The 20771-nt window shown below is 49.4% G+C and carries 14 protein-coding genes; 5 read left to right on the top strand and 9 right to left on the bottom strand.

Annotated features, from left to right (window positions below; all coding sequences use genetic code 11):
• Positions 1-165: 165 nt before the first annotated feature.
• Positions 166-726, top strand: coding sequence for a hypothetical protein (locus tag ACTHMC_RS03295; protein WP_440410793.1), 561 nt, complete (start codon positions 166-168; stop codon positions 724-726).
• Positions 727-800: 74 nt separating this feature from the next.
• On the opposite strand, the gene ACTHMC_RS03300 is transcribed toward ACTHMC_RS03295, so the two are convergent.
• Entirely contained in the window at positions 801-1619 is an 819-nt protein-coding gene (locus ACTHMC_RS03300) for a hypothetical protein (RefSeq protein WP_440410795.1), read from the bottom strand.
• Positions 1620-1750: 131 nt separating this feature from the next.
• Complete coding sequence (locus ACTHMC_RS03305) at positions 1751-2644, bottom strand: helix-turn-helix domain-containing protein (RefSeq protein WP_440410796.1); 894 nt, start codon at positions 2642-2644, stop codon at positions 1751-1753.
• A 228-nt stretch (positions 2645-2872) separates the two neighbouring features.
• On the opposite strand from ACTHMC_RS03305, the gene ACTHMC_RS03310 reads away from it, so the two are divergent.
• Genes ACTHMC_RS03310 through ACTHMC_RS03325 form a run of 4 tightly spaced genes read left to right on the top strand, consistent with a single transcriptional unit; the run spans position 2873 to position 10052 of the window.
• Positions 2873-6049 carry a SusC/RagA family TonB-linked outer membrane protein gene (locus tag ACTHMC_RS03310; protein ID WP_440410797.1) on the top strand — a complete coding sequence of 1059 codons (3177 nt, stop codon included), beginning with the start codon at positions 2873-2875 and terminating at the stop codon, positions 6047-6049.
• A 27-nt stretch (positions 6050-6076) separates the two neighbouring features.
• Entirely contained in the window at positions 6077-7690 is a 1614-nt protein-coding gene (locus tag ACTHMC_RS03315) for a RagB/SusD family nutrient uptake outer membrane protein (protein ID WP_440410799.1), read from the top strand.
• Between the two features lie 24 nt (positions 7691-7714).
• Positions 7715-8830, top strand: coding sequence for a glycan-binding surface protein (locus ACTHMC_RS03320; RefSeq protein WP_440410802.1), 1116 nt, complete (start codon positions 7715-7717; stop codon positions 8828-8830).
• 7 nt (positions 8831-8837) lie between these two features.
• Entirely contained in the window at positions 8838-10052 is a 1215-nt protein-coding gene (locus tag ACTHMC_RS03325; RefSeq protein WP_440410804.1) for a glycoside hydrolase family 130 protein, read from the top strand.
• Between the two features lie 90 nt (positions 10053-10142).
• Here ACTHMC_RS03325 and ACTHMC_RS03330 read toward each other — a convergent pair whose 3' ends face one another.
• From ACTHMC_RS03330 to ACTHMC_RS03360, 7 genes are all read right to left on the bottom strand, one after another.
• Positions 10143-11414 (bottom strand): hypothetical protein, encoded by a 1272-nt coding sequence (locus tag ACTHMC_RS03330; protein WP_440410805.1) that lies wholly within the window; start codon positions 11412-11414, stop codon positions 10143-10145.
• Positions 11415-11445: 31 nt separating this feature from the next.
• On the bottom strand, positions 11446-13008 hold the full coding sequence (locus ACTHMC_RS03335; RefSeq protein ID WP_440410807.1) for a RagB/SusD family nutrient uptake outer membrane protein: 1563 nt from the start codon (positions 13006-13008) through the stop codon (positions 11446-11448).
• Between the two features lie 11 nt (positions 13009-13019).
• Positions 13020-16520, bottom strand: a complete 3501-nt coding sequence (locus tag ACTHMC_RS03340) for a SusC/RagA family TonB-linked outer membrane protein (RefSeq protein WP_440410808.1) — start codon at positions 16518-16520, stop codon at positions 13020-13022.
• 269 nt (positions 16521-16789) lie between these two features.
• Entirely contained in the window at positions 16790-17962 is a 1173-nt protein-coding gene (locus ACTHMC_RS03345) for a FecR domain-containing protein (RefSeq protein WP_440410810.1), read from the bottom strand.
• 66 nt (positions 17963-18028) lie between these two features.
• Positions 18029-18628, bottom strand: a complete 600-nt coding sequence (locus ACTHMC_RS03350; RefSeq protein WP_440410812.1) for an RNA polymerase sigma factor — start codon at positions 18626-18628, stop codon at positions 18029-18031.
• A 106-nt stretch (positions 18629-18734) separates the two neighbouring features.
• Entirely contained in the window at positions 18735-19475 is a 741-nt protein-coding gene (locus ACTHMC_RS03355; protein ID WP_440410813.1) for a LytR/AlgR family response regulator transcription factor, read from the bottom strand.
• Entirely contained in the window at positions 19472-20596 is a 1125-nt protein-coding gene (locus ACTHMC_RS03360; protein WP_440410815.1) for a sensor histidine kinase, read from the bottom strand. The genes ACTHMC_RS03355 and ACTHMC_RS03360 overlap by 4 nt, the downstream gene beginning before the upstream one ends.
• Positions 20597-20771: the final 175 nt, after the last annotated feature.

The raw sequence follows: 20771 nt of genomic DNA on the forward strand, positions 1-20771 counted from the left end.
AGGTTTACACATTCAGATGCAGCCTGTTACAAAATTACATATCCGTAAAAAAAACGCCTTCACATACAATAAAATTCGCTTTACATACATTTATAGGCGTCTGCGCAAGGGAATTTCTGATCTTTGCCGGACAATTCATTACCCTTTATTTAGTAAATCATTCTCATGAAGATCACAAAACTATCAACCGTATCCCTGATCGCACTGCTTACCCTCGGAATGTTGACCAGCTCCTGCGACTCCGTGAAAGACATCCTTAAATTCAACCTGCCCGAGCAGACCATTGAAGTGGAATTCGATATTCCCCCCACAAACACTGGCGACAAGCAACTCGCTGACTTCAATATCCGCCTGGACATGGACAGCCTGATCAAGGCAAACGCCTCTAATTTCAGCGCAAACAATATCCAGACTGCCAGGATCACCGGCATCAGGGTAGAAGCCAGCAACACAGATGAGAATGGCGACCATTTCGGTGCATTGCAATCAGCCAAAGCTCAACTGAGCTCCAACAACATTTCTGAGCTGGTAACAGTTGCAGAACTGGGCAATAACCCTGAAACTTATGCGGCCTCTCTGATTATCCCTGTGAAAGACGTGGAACTGAAAGATTATTTCAAAGCCACCACTTTCACTTATGTGTTCTCAGGATATGTGCGCACCCAGCTTAAAACAACACTGCATTGTAAAGCTTATATCAAGTTTGATGGAAAGCTGACGCTTTAATCTACTGCTGCACTTACAAAAAAGCCGGGGAAAGCATAGCTCACCCCGGCTTTTTCTATTCAGTGATACAATCTCTATCCGGCAGACTGCATGAAAATTTTGAACTTCTGTTTCAGCTTCTTCACTTTTTCAACATCCTTGCTGAACACTGTAACATAGCCCCCTTCAAAGGCTTCTGTAGAGGCGCCAGGCACTTCCATCTTTCTGCCATGAAAGATCAACACAAGTTCCTTATTATTGTTGAACACCGGCCAGAAGCGGGGCTGAGCAGTGGGGTCCAGCACGTTGCTTTCATAAAATACAAAACCAGTATTTCCTTTTTCAAGGCCATTGAAATCCTCGAATCTGTAAGTATCCAGCAAAGGCTTTATTTCATCCAGTTTAACGGTTGATTTGTCAGCCAGGTATTCCGCAAAAGCATTTTCCAGAATGGTACCTGCCTGGATATTATTGACGGCCGTAAAGCCATTGATGACGCCACGTTTCTTTTCATTTACCGTGATGGTCTCATAAAGATGAATATCCTCCAACGCTTTGCCGATTGGCTTTCCATCACGTTTAAGCACTGCATCCTTTTTGATCATTTTCTGATCCGGGTTATCCAGGTCAACCCACACACCGATCTCCATCCAGCCTTTCTCAGGCTCACGCGCTGTTACAGGGATATTATGATCGAGACTGTAAATGGTCTTACCATTGGCCGCTGCACGGATATTGGCAGGGCCATCGATGCGCTCACTGATCACCGGCTCTGCTACATCAGGCTTTGCAGCAGCGGGAGCGGGGGTGGTTACCACAGCACTGTCAGGCTTTGTTGTTGATTCTTTTTTTGTAGGCTCATCCTGACAGGCCACTGCCAGTAAAAATGCAACAGGAAGAAAGATGCGTTTCATAGTATTACGTTATGATGATTTTTTTCGCAGCGCCCAGTAGCCCGCCTCTGGCGAGTTCAGTGTTCGCCAGAGGCGAACAAATATTCCTCACTCGCCAGAGGCGAGCGAGTGGTCTCCGATAAACGCAAATTTCAGATAAAAATCCTTCTGCCCGAAAAACTTTCCCGGAACTCCTTGGGCGTGCATCCTTTTTTCTTCCGGAAAATGCGATTGAAATTGCTCATATTGTTAAACCCGCAACGGTACGCTATTTCAGACACACTGTGAGAAGTATCTATCAGCATCCTGGATGCATGTCCCAACCTGATCTCAGTCAGCGAATCGATGAACGTATTACCCGTACGCTGTTTGAAGAACCGGCTGAAACTCACTTCAGACATATTCGCTTTTTTGGCTACATCCGCCAGTGTGATCACATTCTGAAAATGCTGGTTCATGAATTCAAAAGTGCTCTCGATGCGGCGGCTGTTGTACGTATATTTTTCAGTGCTGTTGAAGGTGGCATCCGATAAAAAACGCTGGTTACGGCTGATACTGAGATCATGCAGAATGCTCATCAGCTCCAGGACGGAATCAAAACCATGCTGTTGATTCAGCTCCATGATGCGGGGCGCGAGTTGTTGGGCAGTTTCTTTACTGAACAGGATCCCGCGAACTGATTTCTCAAACATCGTTCTGATAAAACTGAGCTGATTGCGGCGTAATAATTTCTCATCAAAAAGATCGCGGTGAAACTGGATCGTTACTTCTTCAATGGCCTTACTGGTACATTTATGCGTAAACCAGGCATGCTGAAGGTTAGGACCTGCCAGCACCAGTTCTATCTCATCGATCTCTTCCATATGATCACCGATCACACGCTGCGCATTCTTTGCATTACGGATGAAATTGAGCTCAAATTCTTCGTGACAATGAAGCGGAAAATCAAAGCCGGATTTCACGCGGGAGAACAATGTGAAGCAGTCGTGCTGCGTGAGCGGAGTGATCTCGCGCAGGATGGTTTTGCGGTTGGTGGCAGTCTGCATACTGGATCAGTAATGATTTGAGGGTAAATTTATACAAAGAATAGTAAATATAATACCATTATTTAAATCGATTGCAAAATAGCATTGAAAGCTAATACCGGACAGCTTTTCAGCCTGTTTATGGCCTCTTTTAAAAAGTCACTGCTTCAAAAAGTATGAACAAAAGATAAAATAGTACTACTTCTGGATTAATCATCCGGATAAATTTGTTGCAAACAATCTTGCTGTATGAGAAAGCATTTTAACCTCAGGGTGCTCATGACCCTGCTATGCCTGGGCATGCTCTTGCCTACCTATGCCCAGGTGCGAACCATTACCGGAAAGGTGACGGATGAAAAGGGGAGCCCCCTCACAGGCGCCACTATCAAAGTGGCGGAAGAACCCGGGATCATCACTACTACAGACCCTGCCGGTTCCTTCTCTTTAAGGATCACCGAAAAATCAAAAAGAATTGAGATCTCCTACGTGGGTATGGAGTCCCAGACCGTCCGCATCGGCGCCGCCAACAGCTATACCATTTCACTGAAAGGCGGACAGAGCATGTCGGACGTGATCGTGGTAGGCTATGGAACGATGCGCCGCCGCGATGTTACCGGTGCCGTTACCAGTATCAAAGGATCGGACATAGCCAAAGCCGCACCCACCGATATGGTGTCCGCCCTCCAGGGCCGCGCCGCCGGTGTGGTTGTGAGCAGCAACGATGGCGCTCCCGGCGCAGGCCTCGCCATCCAGATCCGCGGTACCAACTCCTTCCTCAGCGGAACCTCGCCACTCTATGTGATAGATGGAATCCCTTACGGGACCAGCAACAGCGGTAATACGCCTGCTTCAGACGGAAGCAACAGCAAACAGACCGTGAATTCACTCGGTTTTATCAACCCCGCTGATATCGAATCCATCGAAGTGCTGAAAGACGCCTCAGCTACCGCTATCTATGGATCACGAGGGGCTAACGGCGTTATCCTCATCACCACCAAAAAAGGAAAAAGAGGAGCCGATAAAGTGGAACTGATCAGCAATATGGGACTGAGCAATGTGATCAAAAAGATAGATGTGCTGGATGCCTACGAATACGCGCTCATGCAGAACGAAGCCACCCGCAACGCCAATTTCTACGATGGCACCTCCCTGGATATCCCTTACGACGGCACTATGAAACTGGACGTCCGTTCCGGGAAGTATTACAAATCAAAAACACCGGAAGAATACATCGGCCAGAATAACGACTGGCAGGATATCCTCTTCCGCAACGCCATCACACAGAACCACACCCTCAGCATCTCCGGTGGTGGAGACGCAGGCAACCACCTGCTCAGCTTCAACTACCTGAACCAGGAAGGCGTGATCGTGGGCTCCAAATACCAACGCTACAGCATCCGCGCCAACCTGAACCGCAACCTCAAGAACTGGCTCACTGTTGGCACCTATCTCACATACGGACAGGAGATCAACAATATGGTGAAAACCAACAGCACCGATAATGCCCACGCAGAGGGCGTTACCAGAAGCGCGCTCACCTACAATCCCACACAAGGCTTGTATGACACCCTGAACTCAGACTTCTCACAATCCACCCTCATCACCAATCCTTACGTGTACGCCACCACGCTGAAAGATGAAGTAAAAAGCCAGAGCTTTAACAGTTCCAACTACCTGGAAGCGAGCATCATCAAAGGACTGAAATTCCGCCAGAATGTGGGCTATAATCTCTACAATGCGCGCCGTGACTCCTACATACCACGCACCGTGCACGAAGGCAGGGACAAGAACGGTATTGCCTTTGTTGCCAGCAACGAATGGAACTCCCTGATCCTGGAAAGTATCCTTTCCTATATCACCAGTATTTCTGATCACAGCATCAGCGCCACCGGTGGTTTTGTGTACGAAAAAAGCAATTACAAATTCGTCAACAATCGCGCCACCAATTTCATCAACGACCTGCTGGAGAACAACAATATGGGCGCTGCCCAAAACCCTGATCCACCTGTATCAGGAAGAGGGGAGAGCGCTCTGGCCTCCGCCCTCGGCAGAATGAACTATAATTACAAGAACCGTTACCTGGCAACCTTTTCGTTCCGTGCAGACGGCAGCAGCAAGTTTGCAAAGAATAATAAATGGGCGTACTTCCCGTCAGTAGCAATCGGCTACAACCTCAGCCAGGAGCCATTCATGAGGCAGTTCGGTTTCATCAATGAATTCAAGTTCCGCGTAGGTTACGGTAAAACCGGTAACCAGGCCATCAACTCATACCAGTCGCTCGCCAAACTCAGGCCATACAACTATAGCTTCAACGGCTCACTCTCTTCCGGTTTTGCGGAAGATATTTATGCCGGCCCGGGTAACGACAATCTGAAATGGGAAACTACTGATCAATACAATGCCGGTTTCGATGCCGCCTTCCTCAACAACCGCATCACTTTCACTGCAGACTACTACCATAAAGAAACCAATGACCTGCTGCAGTTCATCACCATTCCCGGCAGCAACGGCTTCACACAGAAACTGGTGAATTCCGGAAGTGTGCAGAACAAAGGTTTTGAGTTCTCCATCAATACCATTCCTGTTTCCAACAACCGCTTCACCTGGAGCATCGGTGGAAATATCTCTTTCAACCGCAACAAGATCCTCAGTCTGGGTGATGACGTGAAAGAACAGTTTGCAGCAGCACTGGATTACCGCGCACAGAACGCTCCTTTTATTCAACGCGTAGGCCTGCCCATCGGCGCCATTTACAGCTGGGTGGAAGATGGCATCTACAACAACGAAGCCGAAGTGCGCGCAGATCCTGTGAAAGCCGGACAGACAGAGCCTTTCATCAAAAAGACAGTAGGAGAGATCCGCTATGCAGACCTGAACAGGGACGGCATTCTGGATGATAAGGACCGCGCCATCATCGGCGATGTGAATCCCAAATTCACCTACGGTGTAACCACCAATTTCACCTACAGGAATTTTGATCTGAACATATTTGTGAATGGCCGTCATGGTGGCGATATCATCAACATGAACTACCGCCTCTTCAACGATGTGGGCAGCTACAACAACGTAACGCAGGAAGCCTGGAACAACCGCTGGACGCCTGAGAACTGGGAGCATGCCACTTCTCCCAAAGCATGGAGAACAGAGAGCCGGACCATGTACATCACCAAACGTTACCTGGAAGACGGCACTTTCATCCGCCTCCGCAACGTGGTGCTGGGCTACACCGTTCCATTCAAAAACAGCAAGGTACTTGAAAGACTCCGGGTATACCTGAGCGGTACCAACCTGCTTACCATCACCAATTACAAAGGCTTTGACCCGGATATCAACGGGTTCGGTGAAAACCCGGCCCTGCGTGGTGTTGACCTCAGCGCTTATCCCAATTCAAAGACCTTCAATTTCGGCCTTCAGGCTACATTCTGATTCCTGTTCATTTCAAAAAAACCCGGTATGAAAAAATTAACCGCAATACAGGCTTTCCTGATGGCAGGCATCTTGATCACATCATCCTGCACTAAAGCACTGGAAGAAAAAGTGTACGATTTCGTTTCTCCCAATAATTTCTACAAAACCGAAGCGGACGCCATTGCAGCCAGCAACGGTGTGTACAATATGCTGCTTTCCTTTGGTTTCTACAAACAGAACCTCTGGACGGTGGACATGGATGCCGACCATTCATCAGGCCCCACCTGGTTCATGGGCAGCATGGGAGCTGGCAACCCGCAGGACTACTGGGGTACGCCCAATATCTGGAACGATCACTACGTAATGGTGGCGCGCGCCAATGCCGTGCTTGAAAATGTAGCCACCATGAATATCAGTGAAGCAGTAAAGAACCGCACCCTGGGTGAGGCTTATTTCTTCCGCGCCTTTGCCTACTTCGATCTGGTGAGATTATATGGCGGTGTGCCGCTTAAACTGGCTACCGTTTCATCAGGAGCGCCACTCTTCACGCCACGCGCCTCTGTGATGGACACTTACAAACAGATCATCGCCGATCTTAAAATGGCGGATGGATTATTGTATTCAAACGGAGATCCCAATACAGGAGAGGCTGGCCGCGTGACCAGAGAAACCGCTAAAGCCTATCTTGCCAAAGTATACCTCACCATCGGTTCAGGATCACTTGCGGGAGGCAACGTTACGGTGAACACCGGAAAACCCACTGAATGGGGTGCTTACACATTCGCCAAAACGGTAGTGGCCGGACTGGAAGGAATAGACAGCAAACTCTATTTCGATTCCGCCCGCATCAAAGCCGAGGAAGTGATCTCCAGCCAGAAGTACGATCTCTACCCGCTGTGGATGGACGTATGGAAGATCGGCAGCCGTAACAAGATTGAGAACATGCTGATGGCAAACGCCCGCGCAGGCGGCCTTTCACTGGATGACCTCTGGGGGTATTTCTGCGCCGCACGACCCGATGGTTCCAACCAGGGCTGGGTATGGGCCACTAAACAGACCTACAGCAATTACGAGAAACAGGATCATCGTGTACTCTATGGCGTTACCCATCAGTACAAAGTGTTTGGCACCAGCTTCTACTTCCCGCAGGAAGACACGGAATACCAGACTGATGGCAATGGCAATACCTATATCTGGAATAAAGATTACGACCGCGCTTATGTAACCAAGTATGCAGACGTGAGCGCCAAAAACTTCCAGGACAATGATATGCCATTCCCCATCCTGCGTTTCTCCGACGTACTGCTGATGCATGCAGAAGCAGTGAATGAGCTGAACGCTGCACCAACAACAGCTGCCTACACATCGCTCAATAAAGTGAGAACACGTGCAAGAGCCACAGAAGCTCCTGCCGGCATGAGCAAGGAACAGTTCCGCTCGTTTGTGCTGGAAGAAAGAGGCCGCGAGCTGCTCTTCGAAAACAACCGCCGCTTCGACCTCGTGCGCTGGGGCATTTACCTGCAGGTGATGAACAAAATGAGTGTGGATGTTTTCGATATCGTGAAAGCCAGGAACCCGAGAAATCTACTCCTGCCGATCCCGCTCACCGAGATCAACAGTAATAAAGGTCTCGAAGGCAAAAACAATCCGGGCTGGTAAACCCCTCACCAAAAACAGACAACAATGAAAAAGTCATTCCTGTATTTTTTGCTGTCCCTGCTCACCGGTTTTGCCGGATGCAGCAAGAACGATGATCCACCTCCCGGCGCACCGGTTATCACGCATGTGACCACCAGCACCAACCGCGTCACACCCGTCACCAATGGCGAGCTCAACCAGTGGCTGGTGATCATCGGCCGCAACTTATCACGAACACAGAAAGTAGAGTTCAATGACCTGGTGGCAGAGTATAAAGACATCTATTCATCGGACACGCTCGTGTCTGTGCAGGTGCCGCGTAAGATCCCTGGAACGGTGAACAACAAGCTCACGCTTACCACCGATCATGGTACTGTGACCTATGATTTTCCCATAGAGATCCCGCAACTGAAGAATACCGGTTTCGAATTCGATTACGCAACCGTTGGGTCTACACTCACCATCCTGGGCGACAATTTCGATCTCTACGGATTCCTCAAAGAAGGTACCACCGTTACTTTCACCGGAGGCGCAACGGCGCAACTGACGGAAGCCACGGCCACTTCGCTCAAACTCACTGTCCCTAATGGTGCACAGGCCGGAGCACTGACCGTGAAAGGGGCTGCACCGATGAATACCAGTTTTACCACTACCGCTCATTACCTGGATAGCAGGGGCATACTGATGAACATGGATCCATTCGGTGGATGGAACGGAGCAGCTTTCATTTCAAGCGGACCTGATCCCGCCCCGTTTGCCGGTAAGAAATATTTCAAGATCACCAAAGCCTTTGGCGGCGGCTGGGCATGGGATCCCTTCATGAGCAACAGGGTGCCCATTCCGGCAGAGATCGTGGCCGACAAAACCAAGGTGAGCAATTACAGCCTCAAATTTGAATTGTATGCCAGTGGCAACGGGGTTCCATCGCCCATCAATATAGTATTCCAGGATCCGGGTTATAAAGAGACCTGGTTCGATCCCAGTGGAAAAGGACAATATCCTTTCACCACCGGAGGCAAGTGGCTGACCATGACAGTTCCCATGTCTGCCTTTGCTGATCATGCATTCCCTGCTTCACCGATCATGGAGATCATGATCAGGGGAGATCAACCAACCAATGCCAATTTCGCGATCACCAATTTCAGAATAGTACCCAAATGAGAAGTGAATGCACAAGAGATTTATGAAAAGACTGAAAAGCCTGGAAGAGCATCATGAGCAACTGATCCGTACACCTAATGTGAAGGAAGGTCTGAGTAACGGTATCGTACAGCGCTACAGCAATCCGGTACTCACAGCGGCTCATACGCCATTGTACTGGCGTTACGATATGGATGCCTCACGCAATCCTGAATTGATGGAGCGGTTCAGCATCAATGCCGTATTCAATGCAGGTGCCATCCTGTTCAAAGGGAAATATGTAATGGTGGCCAGGGTGGAGGGGGCAGACAGGAAGTCATTCTTTGCCGTTGCGGAGAGTGAGAACGGGATCGACAATTTCCGTTTTCATGAGAAGCCGGTCCTGATGCCTTCTACCGATGAGCCGGACACCAATATTTACGATATGCGATTGGTGCAGCATGAAGATGGCTGGATCTATGGTCTGTTCTGTACGGAGCGCAGAGACCCTGCCGCAAAGCCTTCCGATCAGTCGGCTGCTGTGGCTCAATGCGGAATCGCACGCACCAGGGACCTTGTACAATGGGAGCGGCTGCCAGATCTGAAGACGCCTTCGCCACAACAACGTAATGTGGTGCTGCACCCGGAATTTGTGCAGGGGAAATATGCTTTTTACACCCGTCCGCAGGATGGATTCATAGATGCAGGGAATGGCGGAGGCATTGGCTTCGGTCTCTGCGCCTCCATCGGGAATGCCGTGATCACCGAGGAGAAACTGATCGACAGGCGCATCTATCATACCATCTCAGAAGCAAAGAATGGTCTGGGCCCCGCACCGATCAAAACCAGCAAAGGCTGGCTGCACCTGGCGCATGGTGTACGCAACACCGCAGCAGGACTGCGTTATACGCTGTACCTGTTCATGACAAGCCTGCAGGACCCATCTGAGCTTATCTACAAACCCGCCGGCTATTTTATGGCGCCGGAGGGGGAGGAACGCGTGGGAGATGTATCCAATGTACTCTTCAGTAATGGATGGATCGCTACCGATGATGGCACGGTGTACATTTATTATGCATCGTCGGACACACGCATGCATGTAGCTACCAGCACCATCGATCAGTTGATGGATTATGTGATCAACACTGCGCCTGATCAGTACACATCTGCAGGTTCAACAGCAACACTGCTGGGCATCATTCAAAACAACCAGGCTTATATCGATCAGCAATATGCGGCACTGCGCGTATCAAACGATAAGTAGTAGTTAGAGTAGCATTCGATTTTCTCAAAAGCAAATGGCTGCCGGATTTTTCCGGCAGCCATCTTTTATTCAGGATCTCAGATAGGATTATTATTGTGTTTTGCTGTTCATCCTGCCCGGACAGCGCGTCATCACGCTTCTCATTCTGTTCACCTGGTCAAGGGTGATGGAATTCTGCAGGGTAGGGTAACGGTTATCATCCATTACATTGTCCGCCACATACTTTTCATTGTCCATCCCGATCTTGAAAACATACTGGAAATTCTTTGTGTCGCTTCCATTGAACTCACGGGTATCATAGCAGTAATCGGAAAACTGGATATTGGCGCGGTACTGCGGCACATACAGGCTGTAGAAATTTCCTACAAACTGGAATATTTCGATCTTCCTTTCAAAGCCCGGGAAGAACAGGGTGCGCGGAACGCCGCAAACTGCATTCGCATAATCCAGCGTGAAATCATCTTCATTGGCCGCTGTTCCCGCAATACCGGGGATCGGGTCCTGCCCGGGTTGTGGCGCAAGCTGTTTGGCCGGGTGCACCGTACCCATGCTGTTGTTTGAGCCGTATGGCAGCACATGGATATTCAGGAATTCCTTCGGCTTCCAGATGGTACTTGCCTTGTTATTGTTGATATAGGTTGTATAATCTCCAAAAGCAAAAGTGGAGTTCAACGGGTTCACTTTGATATTATCGCTGTAAATGATCTTGTTGAATCCCGGCTGGATCATCACGGCGCCATTCTGGTTCTTTGTTGCCAGCCTGAACTCGATATTGGCGGAAGCGCCATTCGGGCTGCGGCTCAGCTGGTTGTTGATGGCCATGTTCATATTCCTGATGGCCGCCTGCAACATTTCAAAGGTCACCGGCTGGTACGACGACACATCGTAGGTGGGGTGTGCAGTATTGAGCTCCCATACGTGAAATATTACATCCACGTACAATTTCTGGGGCAATACAGGTTTGGCGCGAAGGGCTACCGCCTTGGTGGATGACTTCACCGTACCGATCTCGGCATGGAATTTCACCGTATCATAGGGAATGGTGGCAGTGGAATAAGTCAGCCCCACTTCCTTGTTCGATCTTTCCTCGATGATCTTCAAAGAACCTTCCGGCAATTCCCTGTAGTCGATCTTCTCCATGGAATCCTTTCCCGAAGGGAGTTTCACCAGTCTGAATACTTCAACGATGAACTGAAGACTGGCCTGCCCGTCAGCGATCATCATTTTATCCGTGGCGGAGAGATAGATGGAGTCCACATCAGCCACAGCCGGTTCGTACATTTTGTAAGTGAAACCGTCTTTCTTACAACTGCTGACCAACAGCAGGAGCAGGGCGGCCACATATAATAAATTCCTGTTCATAATTACTGTTTCTGTATGTTGAACAATTCGATTAATATTCAATAGTGATCCAGCCTTCATTCGGAACCAGGTTTTTGTTCAGCTGTATTTCCGTTAAAGGTATCGGAAGCGCATAATGATAATCGTTAGGCTCTGCCTTTACCGTATAATCCTTCTGGAAGAACCTCAACTGGCGGGTAATGGTTTTGCCGCCATATCGTTTCAGATCGAGCCAGCGCTTGTCATAGTCGCCGAAGAATTCCTTCCTTCTTTCATTCACTATTTCCTGCAGCAGCAGGTCTCCGCTCAAACCATCGGCCGTACCTGCATTACGGAAGCTCTTGAATTTATTGAGGGTAGTGATGGCATCATTGGGCTGGCCGGTCCTGAACTGCGCTTCTGCCAGCATCAGCCAGGCTTCTTCAGGTCTGAACATCGCCAGGTTGCCGCGCTTCACTGTTCCCTGTGTTGTACCATCAGAAGGCCAGCCCCAGTTGAGGATCTTTCCTTCAGGGCCTACCTTGCCACCTGCCACAGCTGGGTTGGCATTGAACACGATGGCATTGCGCACATCGCCGGGCTGGAACAATGCACAGAAATCGCCCTTCAGCGGTATATTCATCGGGCTGAAGGAACCCAGGTACTGAAAGCAGCTGCCATACAGCCCACTGATAGCGCCCTGGGAATTATTCTCCATGCACAAAGCAGGATAAGAGGGCGTTTTACCTGCCACGGCCAGGATAATATTTGGGCCGGTAACAGGGATCACACTTTCTGTGTTTTCTATAGCAATGGTAGCATGTGCTTTCACCTGGTCATAGTCGCCTGTTTCTTTGGCAGGGGACTCAGCCTTGAACCAGTACACCTGTGCGGCCAGGTGATGCAGGTAACGGCTGTTGAAGAAAACATTGTATCCGAGCATGGGCTGTGTTCTTCCGGCCATTTCAATGGCCTTGTTCAGGTCCTCCAGGATAGTCTTATATACTTCAGCATGTGATTTGCGGCTCATGTTAACAGACAACACCTCTTTTCCCGAATGCAGGTAAACAGGGATGCCCATTTCTGCATTTTTGTATTGTCCGAAGTATTGCAGCAGTTTGAAGAAGTAATAAGCACGGATGCCATGCATTTCTCCCAGCAACTGGTCTTTCTGCTCGGGGGTGGCGTCTGTTACTTCCTCCGTGAACTGATCTGTGAGCGCATTGATGAAACCGATGATCTCGTAATATTCAGTCCAGATACGCCCGGGCGAAGTATAGTCATTCCAAAGCAACCAGTCGGCATACACTTTCTCCTGCGACTGGTGTATATTATTTGACTGAAGATAATTCTGCGGCACTGCCGTTTCGAAATCGATATTGTCTGAATAAGCTTCAAACAAAAGGTTCGCATATACGGGACCGGTAGGCATCATGGTTCCGTTCACCAGTCCGTATCTTGGTGCTACGCCAAAGGTGGTGAGGGAGCGGAGATAGCCTGCCAGCAAGCTTTTCACGTCCTGCGTGGTAGTGACCGTTCGCTGGTTCTTGGGTGCCAGGTCAAGATAGCGTTTGCAACCTGACGATGAAACAAGGCCGATCAGTAAAAAGCATATGATGATTTTGTTCTTTTTCATTGCAGTCATTTTTAGAATCCAACGGTTAATGACAAAGCGAAATTCCTGGTGTTGGGATAACCGAAAGGCAGGCGGCTTTCCGGATCAGTTCCGCTGTACGGGCTGATGATGAACAGATTACCCGCTACCAGTGTGGCTTTCAGGGTTTTCATGGCTGTTCTGCTGATGATGGATTTAGGCGCCCTCCAACTGATGCTCATTTCATTGCATTTGATATAATCGCCTTTCTCGATATCAGTGCTGATGAGCATTCTCGTGTAGTTGCTGGAGCTGTTCCTGTATGCAGGGATATTGGTGTAATCCCCTGCCTGGCGCCAGCGGTAGAGGTTCTCTTTGAGGCGGTTGGTCCTGCTGGCAGTAATATCATCAGTTGCCCTGCTGGGACCTTCACGCCTGTCGCGGAAACTCTCGATCATATTGCCACCGGCATATACAAAGCTGGCCGTGAATTCAAATGCCTTGTAGTTGAGGCGGGTATTGAAACCTCCGTAGAAGTCCGGATTATAATGGCCCAGATAATATGGGCGGTACGCAGCTTTCAGATCGGCATCCGTGATCTTGCTGAGGTTGATGAGCGCATCTTCATATGTGGTCTGCACATTGCCACTTACCACTTTGGTATTGGCCCGCTGTGCATACACCATCAGGTCTCCCGTTTGTTCATCCACGTGAGCGTATTTGTAACCGAACCAGCTGTTCACAGCATACCCCTGGATATTGAGTGCAGATGAATCGGCAAGCGCAGGTATTTCTTTCTGGAACACATTGGTGAGGGTATTCTGCACCCTGGTGTAGTTACCGCCGATCTCCCATAACCAGTCCTTTGATTTCACCACTTCCACACGGAAGCTCACTTCATATCCTTTATTGGTAAGGTTGCCCACATTCACAGTGGCCGACTGACGGCCAACGGAGGGAGGCGTTTTGGTCTGATCGAGCAGATCGCTCACTTCTTCATTGAAGTAACGGAACTCCGCATTGAAGCGGCCTTTATAAAAGCTCAGTTCCATACCCAGGTTGGTTTCTTTTTTCTGTTCCCACTTGATCACTGGATTACCGTAATTGAAGTTCACAGCAACAGGAGTGTTGGCATATACTGCTGTTCCCAGGGTATAAGTATGGAAAGGAAGCACGCTTCTGTTGATGCTACCTCTGTAACCATATCCAAGAGAGAGTACCAGTCTGCTCAGTACTGCTTCATGATCTTTCAGGAAACTTTCGTTGTGTGCATTCCATTTTACACCGGCAGACCAGAGTGGAGAGAACTGGTTATCTGATCCGATGATATCAACGCCATCATAGCGCACGTTGGCATTGGCCACATACCTGTTGTCATAAGCGTAGGCAGCAGATCCGATGAAACTGGCAGATCTGTTCTCGCGTGTTCCGGTGCCGCCGAGCGCGTCCAGACTGAGGTTCATGAAACGGGTATCGGCCACCAGGTCCCAGCTGGGATAACCTGCAATAGCGTATTCCTGGAGGTAGATGGGATTGAAATGTCTGAACTGATCGTTCTTCACAGCGCCGAACTCACTGGCGAAAAAGCCCTGTACAAAATGCTTACCGGCAAAAGTATTATTGTACTCGAGTGTATTGCGGACCGTGTAGTCCATGGTGCGGCCGCTGCCTTCGAGCAGGAAGCCACGGTTATGTTCCGGAAGAACACCGGTAGCCATGCTCGCACTGTTCAGCCAGTTCCTTACCCAGGAACGGTAAGTACCTGCATAGGATTCATCCTTGTCCTGAACAGAAGTATAAGAAGCGGCGATATTTCCCGTGTATTTGAAATTGCGGAGGAAGGTATATTCAAGACTGAGCTGGCCTCTCACATTTCCGTAGAGATTGCTCAGTTTGTTTTCCTTCAGTTCGCGGATAATATTGAAATTGGTGTAAAGCAGGGAAGAAGCTGTGCCAACCGTGTAAGGGATCTCACGGTAGGTCATATCTGCAGCGTATGATCCGTCTGCATTGTAGGGTTTTTCATAGGGGTTTGCAAATACGGCATATTTGAACGGGTCCATACCTGCCTGGCCTTCCACATTGCGTTTGATGGTGGAGTACACATTCACGCGGAAGAGCAGGTCATTGGTGATAAAGCGGGAGAGTTTCATGTTGAGACCACCGGTCTGGAATTTATTCTGGATCAGACTTCCCTGCGCATCCTGGTAGTTGAAGGAAGCGAAGTAAGTGGTTTTGTTATTACCACCGCTGAAGCTGATATTATGGCTCTGGCTCTGTGCTACGCGATAAAGCTGATCGATCCAGTTGGTATTGGTTTTCTCCAGTTCAGCGATCCTTTGTTCTGCTTCTTCACGCGTGATCACGCCTTTGTCTGCCAGGTTGATCAGCTGAATAACGCGACCGCCTTTTTCGTAAGGAGGATAGAAGTCATCGCTCAGAGATCTTTCAAACGCCACTTTCTCCTGGGAGTTCATGAAGTTGAACTTATTCTCGGGGCGAAGCGTGATGCCGTATTTACCGGAGTAGTTCACATAGTCGTTACCGATCTTACCGTTCTTGGTGGTGATCACTATCACGCCATTGGCGGCGCGGGCACCATAGATGGAGGCGGCAGTGGCATCTTTCAGGATGGTGATGCTCTCGATATTTTCGGGAGGGATATTACCGATACCATTTGTAATGAGGCTGTTCATGCCGCCGGACACTTCGCCCGTCTGTAACGGCATACCATCCAGCACATAGAGTGGTTCTGCATTTCCCGTGAGGGTGTTGATACCGCGTATGATGATATTACCGGTTTCTCCGGGGCGGCCTGAGGCGCTGCGTACGTAAACGCCGGAGAGTTTGCCGGACAATGCTTTTTCAAAAGTGGTGATGCCTGCATTCTCCAGGTCTTTGGAGGTGGCGGTGGTGATGGAGCCAACGGTAACGGCTTTGCGCCTGTCCTGGAACCCGCTCACTACCACATCCGTGAGCTCCATGGCTGTTTTAACGAGGGATACATTCACTACAAGGCTGGCCGGAACGGTCACCTGTTTGGTCTGGTACCCGATGAAGGAGATCACCAGTACATCACCGGCAGAAGCCGTGAGCTTGAAACTCCCATCGGCATCGGTGGTGGCGCCACGTGTGGTGCCTTTCACCAGTACATTCACACCGGCGAGGGGTTTGCCTTTATCGTCCGTGATCTTTCCGGTAGCTGTAGGAGCGGGCGGGGTGGTCACATAGAGCCGGGGAATGGCCCTGATGGCTTTTACTGTCAGCTGGCGGATGAAGATGGTCTGGTTCTCGATGGTATAATCCAGCGGCTGATCGCGCAGCGCTTCCTGGAGGAATTGCAGGAGAGGAGTATCCTGTGCATCGATGGTCACCGGTTTGCTCAGCTGGAGCATATTGATTTTCCAGACAACAAAATAACCGGTCTGCTTTTCGATGGCATTGAATACTTTTTCCAGCGACACGTCCTTACCCGTGAAGCTCACCGTCTGTGAAATGCTTTTGGCACTCACATGCAGGCAAAAGGAGAGCAGCAGTAAAGCAGTTAGTCTCATTACGCGCAAAGTTTGGTGGAGGCTGGTGCGGTGAGACCTGTGTAATCCAGTGCCAGCCTGGTTGCTGGCTTGTGAACATAAAGCAGTTGGATTACAAAGGCATCCCGCAGTCACCCGGGATTTTGCAACACTTAATTGCATACTTTTGTAACAGTTTTGGGTTAACTAATAGATACAAGTCTTGCCGGACTTATTTATGAACTGACTCAGAATTGTCAACTGTTCCGGTCACTACCCGGAGCAGTTTTTTATTTTGGTTATTCTCTCATTTACTTCGTTACGATCAGCTTCTTCCCTTCAATGGTGAAATGCACCTGTTCATCTTCCAGTCCCTTCAATATCTGTTTCAGGCTCAGGTTGCGCTGGATCTTTCCTGCAAACGTGATAGCAGGCACATTATTTCCGTATTCGATCTCCACATCATACCACCTGGCGATCTGCCGCATGGCAGACTGGAGGCTGGTTTGATGGAAATTGAAGATGCCGTTCTTCCAGGCGATGGCCTGATCTGCATCCACTTCAGCCTGTCTGATTTCTTTCTTATTGCATGTTGCCTGGGTGCCGGGTTTCAGCGTGCTGCTTTGTTCTGCATTACGCACTACTACTTTTCCATTGATCAATGTAATGCGGGTGGCATCTTCATCGCCGTAGGCGTTCACATTGAAGGCAGTGCCCAGCACTTCCGTAGTGATGCCATTACTGTGCACGATGAAGGGCCTTGCGGCATCCTTTTCCACTTCCAGGTAAGCTTCTCCGCTGATGCTGACCTCACGGCTGTTGCCGGGGAAGCTCACAGGAAAACGGATACTGCTCATGGCATTGAGCCATACCCTGGTGCCATCCGGCAATGTCAGCTGAAACTGTCGGCCACGCGGCGTTTGCATGGTATTGTACTGGGTGGTGGCATTGCTGTTTGCCTGTTGCCAGTGCGCATAGTCCAGTGAGCCCTGTTTGAGCATGATCCGGTTATTGCTGTCTGCGCTGATGGCGCCGGGCGCCAGGCTGTCGAGCACAATAGTGCGGCCATCAGCCAAAGTGAGCAATGCTCCTTCTTTACCAGGTGGCAGATCGGGCATGGCGGCAGGTGTTGTTGCTGTAACCGGTGTAACGGCCTGTTGCTGCCGGCTCATTGCCCACCATGCCCCGATGCCAATCATTATGGTAATGGCGGCAGCATAAGGTATCCACCTGCGTACATTCATAGTCCGCAGGGTTGCCGGTGTAGCGGCTGTTTCTCCATCTATTTGCCGAAGGATGGATTGTAACAACAGCTCATTGTGCGGGCCGTTCTGTTGCTGGGTAACAAGCAATGCTTCATATTGTGCAAGCACTTCCCGGAATGCTTCTGGTGAAAGGCTGTTGAGCCATTCATTGAACGCTTCGCGTTCAGACGCGGTGGCAGTGCCAGCCGCAAATTTTGGTAGCAGATCCAGATAGTTCATAATCGTTGATTACTATAAAGACGGAGCCATGAAAAGAGCATGGATGGTGAAATGGAAATATTTTTTTCAGGGAATTACCGAGAAGAGAGAAAAGAATAAATGACTGAATTTCTTCACTTCACCTCTTACAGATTTGTTGGCGAGATAAAGCTGCTTGATCACTACGGATTTTGAAAGGCCCATGGCTGTGGCAATCTCATCGAGCGACAGGTCCTGGAACACATTCATTTCATAGATCATCCTTTGCCTTTCCGGTAACCGGGCGATGGCGCGGAGGGCGTATTCGTAAAACTCTTTGCTTTCCAGCGTTGAATTCCCGGCAGCCTCCAAACTGTTGCTGGTGGCTGTTTCCCGTTGTTGCCTGGCGCGGTTGCTGCGGTGCAGGTCCAGCAGTCGGTTGCGGGCCATGCGGAAAAGATACTGAGGTACGGAACGAACGGCAGTGAGTGATTCCCGTTTCCACCAGAGTTTGAGGAAGATATCCTGGATCACTTCATCTGGTTCTTCCACTACGCTGAATGGCTGGAGATAGCGTTGCAGCAGGGGCTGGTAGCGTTGGTACAGCAACTGGAATGCCGCCATGCTTCCGGTGCTGAGCTGTTGTAACAGTGCATCATCCGCAGGCATGGAAGTATCAGTGACCGTATGTAAACGTTCGGGTTGCAAGCGCTGGTTCAGTTTATGAATGATTTGAAACAGGCGGTTTAATGGCGGACAAGATCGTGATGGACTGTAAACTTAGAAAATATAATGGTATGCAGTAACTTTCTGTTTATGCCTTTTTTCTGTTAAGCATGGTGAAAAAATTATCTGCATAAGTACTGCCAACGGGTATGATGGTATTACCGATATGGATCTCCTGCCTTTCCACACTGTTGATCTTATCGAATGCCACCAGGTAGGATTTGTGCACACGCATGAAACGGTTGGGTGGCAGTGCCTCTTCCAGCTGTTTCATGCTCTGCAGGGTGATGATGCGTTGTGAGCGGGTGTAGATGGATAGATAATTCTTCAGTCCTTCCACATACAGGATATCATCCAGTTCCACCCTGATCATCTTGGTTTCCACCTTCACAAAAATATAACCACCGGTGAGCGGATGCAGGTCAGGCACGGCTGGCGGACGGTCTGCCGGGTTGGCGATCTTCCAGGCTTTCTCCACCGCTTTGTAAAAACGTTCAAAGGAAATGGGCTTCAGCAGGTAATCCACCACATTGTGCTCGAAGCCGTCGAATGCATATTCCTGGAACGCGGACGTGATGATCACCTGCGCCCTGTTCTGCAGCAGTTGCATGAACTGCACCCCATTGAGTTGCGGCATCTGTATATCCAGGAAGATCAGATCCACCGGCTGGCGGTTGAACGCTATGAGGGCTTCCAGCGGATTGGTATTCACACCGGCCAGTTTCAGGAAGGGAACCCTGCTGATATGGTCCTCGATCAGTTTGATAGCAAGCGGCTCATCGTCAATCACCAGGCAGTTGAGCATAGTCATGTCATTGGTTACGCTCATAAAGGTAATTGTAATTGTACATCAAACTCTTTTCTGGTGTTCTGGATATGGAGTAAGTCCTGCTGCGGATAGAGCAGGCTTAGTCTTTTCTGTACGTTCACCAGTCCGATGCCGCCGGTCTGGTCTTTCAGGAAATCATTCTTGAAATTGTGTATCGAGAAGTTCAGAAACTTATCCATTATAGTGATCTGAATGCTCACGGGCTTTGCCGGGTCCTGCACAATGCCATGCTTACAGGCATTTTCTATCAGCGGGAAAAGCAGCAGGGGCGGTACCTTCCGGCCGGTGATATCGCCTTCGATAATGAAGTGGATGAACAATTCCCCTTCGTAACGCAGCTTTTGCAGATCGATAAAATTATTGATATGGCTGATCTCTTTATCGAGTGTTACACGGTATTGTTCATCTTCTTTTTCATAGAGCATGTAGCGGATCATCTCTGATAGTTTCATGATACCGTTACTGGTTTTCTGGGCGCGTTCCAGCACGGCCATGCTGTAAATATTATTGAGTGCGTTGAAGAGGAAATGCGGGTTGATCTGCATTTTGAGGAAGCTGAGTTCGGCCTGCAGTTTCTGGTTCTCCAGGTCTTTGCGCACTTTTTCATGTCCGTACCAGACCAGCAACAGCCTGTAAGCAAAGGCGATGATGATGATCAGGAAGCTGAAAGAAATATAAGCCCTTACATAACTGTTCCATTGCATGGGGCTTACCGGTGTGGCAGGGAACTGACGGCCGGTTTTACCACCGGTGGCCGTGGTGTCGATGGCCGGGATTCTGCTGATGGCGGCTTTCACTTCAGCCAGCTTAGTTTCAAAGTTCCACATTTCAAGTCTGTACTTGATGAAGGTGAAAAGAAAAGCCAGCAGCAGGCTGCTGATCACCAGGGCCCAGATATTCTTTCGTTTGATGAAGAGGGCAGGGATGAGGTAAAAAGCGCAGCCGTAAAAAAGCAGGAAATTCACGCTGCCCAGGAGACCATAATTGAAAAAGAAATTCTCCCAGTTCCTGTACGGGGCGGCCAGGATCAGGGGCAGTCCCATCAGGAAATACAGGCCTTCCCAGGCCAGCCAATGCACCAGGAAAGAAAGCCAGGGTCTTTTGAAGAGTTCAACAGGCATCAGTCATTTCATTCTTTGCTACATATGAAGTTTACAAAAATATGGTGCATTTCCGCTTTTGTGTGACCAGTTCCGGCAAACGATGGATGAAACCGGGAATCCGCTTTACATTTTTTCAGGCCCTGTGGCGGAAGTTGGTCAAGTGGATTGGTCATTTGGTATAATGCATCAGGGA

This window comes from Pseudobacter sp. (genome assembly GCF_051955275.1).
Lineage (GTDB): Bacteria > Bacteroidota > Bacteroidia > Chitinophagales > Chitinophagaceae > Pseudobacter.

Bases quoted from the DNA above. Each gene is read 5' to 3' on its own strand.
- ACTHMC_RS03295 (WP_440410793.1), top strand. From the start codon at position 166: ATGAAGATCACAAAACTATCAACCGTATCCCTGATCGCACTGCTTACC.
- ACTHMC_RS03300 (WP_440410795.1), bottom strand. From the start codon at position 1,619: ATGAAACGCATCTTTCTTCCTGTTGCATTTTTACTGGCAGTGGCCTGT.
- ACTHMC_RS03305 (WP_440410796.1), bottom strand. From the start codon at position 2,644: ATGCAGACTGCCACCAACCGCAAAACCATCCTGCGCGAGATCACTCCG.
- ACTHMC_RS03310 (WP_440410797.1), top strand. From the start codon at position 2,873: ATGAGAAAGCATTTTAACCTCAGGGTGCTCATGACCCTGCTATGCCTG.
- ACTHMC_RS03315 (WP_440410799.1), top strand. From the start codon at position 6,077: ATGAAAAAATTAACCGCAATACAGGCTTTCCTGATGGCAGGCATCTTG.
- ACTHMC_RS03320 (WP_440410802.1), top strand. From the start codon at position 7,715: ATGAAAAAGTCATTCCTGTATTTTTTGCTGTCCCTGCTCACCGGTTTT.
- ACTHMC_RS03325 (WP_440410804.1), top strand. From the start codon at position 8,838: ATGCACAAGAGATTTATGAAAAGACTGAAAAGCCTGGAAGAGCATCAT.
- ACTHMC_RS03330 (WP_440410805.1), bottom strand. From the start codon at position 11,414: ATGAACAGGAATTTATTATATGTGGCCGCCCTGCTCCTGCTGTTGGTC.
- ACTHMC_RS03335 (WP_440410807.1), bottom strand. From the start codon at position 13,008: ATGAAAAAGAACAAAATCATCATATGCTTTTTACTGATCGGCCTTGTT.
- ACTHMC_RS03340 (WP_440410808.1), bottom strand. From the start codon at position 16,520: ATGAGACTAACTGCTTTACTGCTGCTCTCCTTTTGCCTGCATGTGAGT.
- ACTHMC_RS03345 (WP_440410810.1), bottom strand. From the start codon at position 17,962: ATGAACTATCTGGATCTGCTACCAAAATTTGCGGCTGGCACTGCCACC.
- ACTHMC_RS03355 (WP_440410813.1), bottom strand. From the start codon at position 19,475: ATGAGCGTAACCAATGACATGACTATGCTCAACTGCCTGGTGATTGAC.
- ACTHMC_RS03360 (WP_440410815.1), bottom strand. From the start codon at position 20,596: ATGCCTGTTGAACTCTTCAAAAGACCCTGGCTTTCTTTCCTGGTGCAT.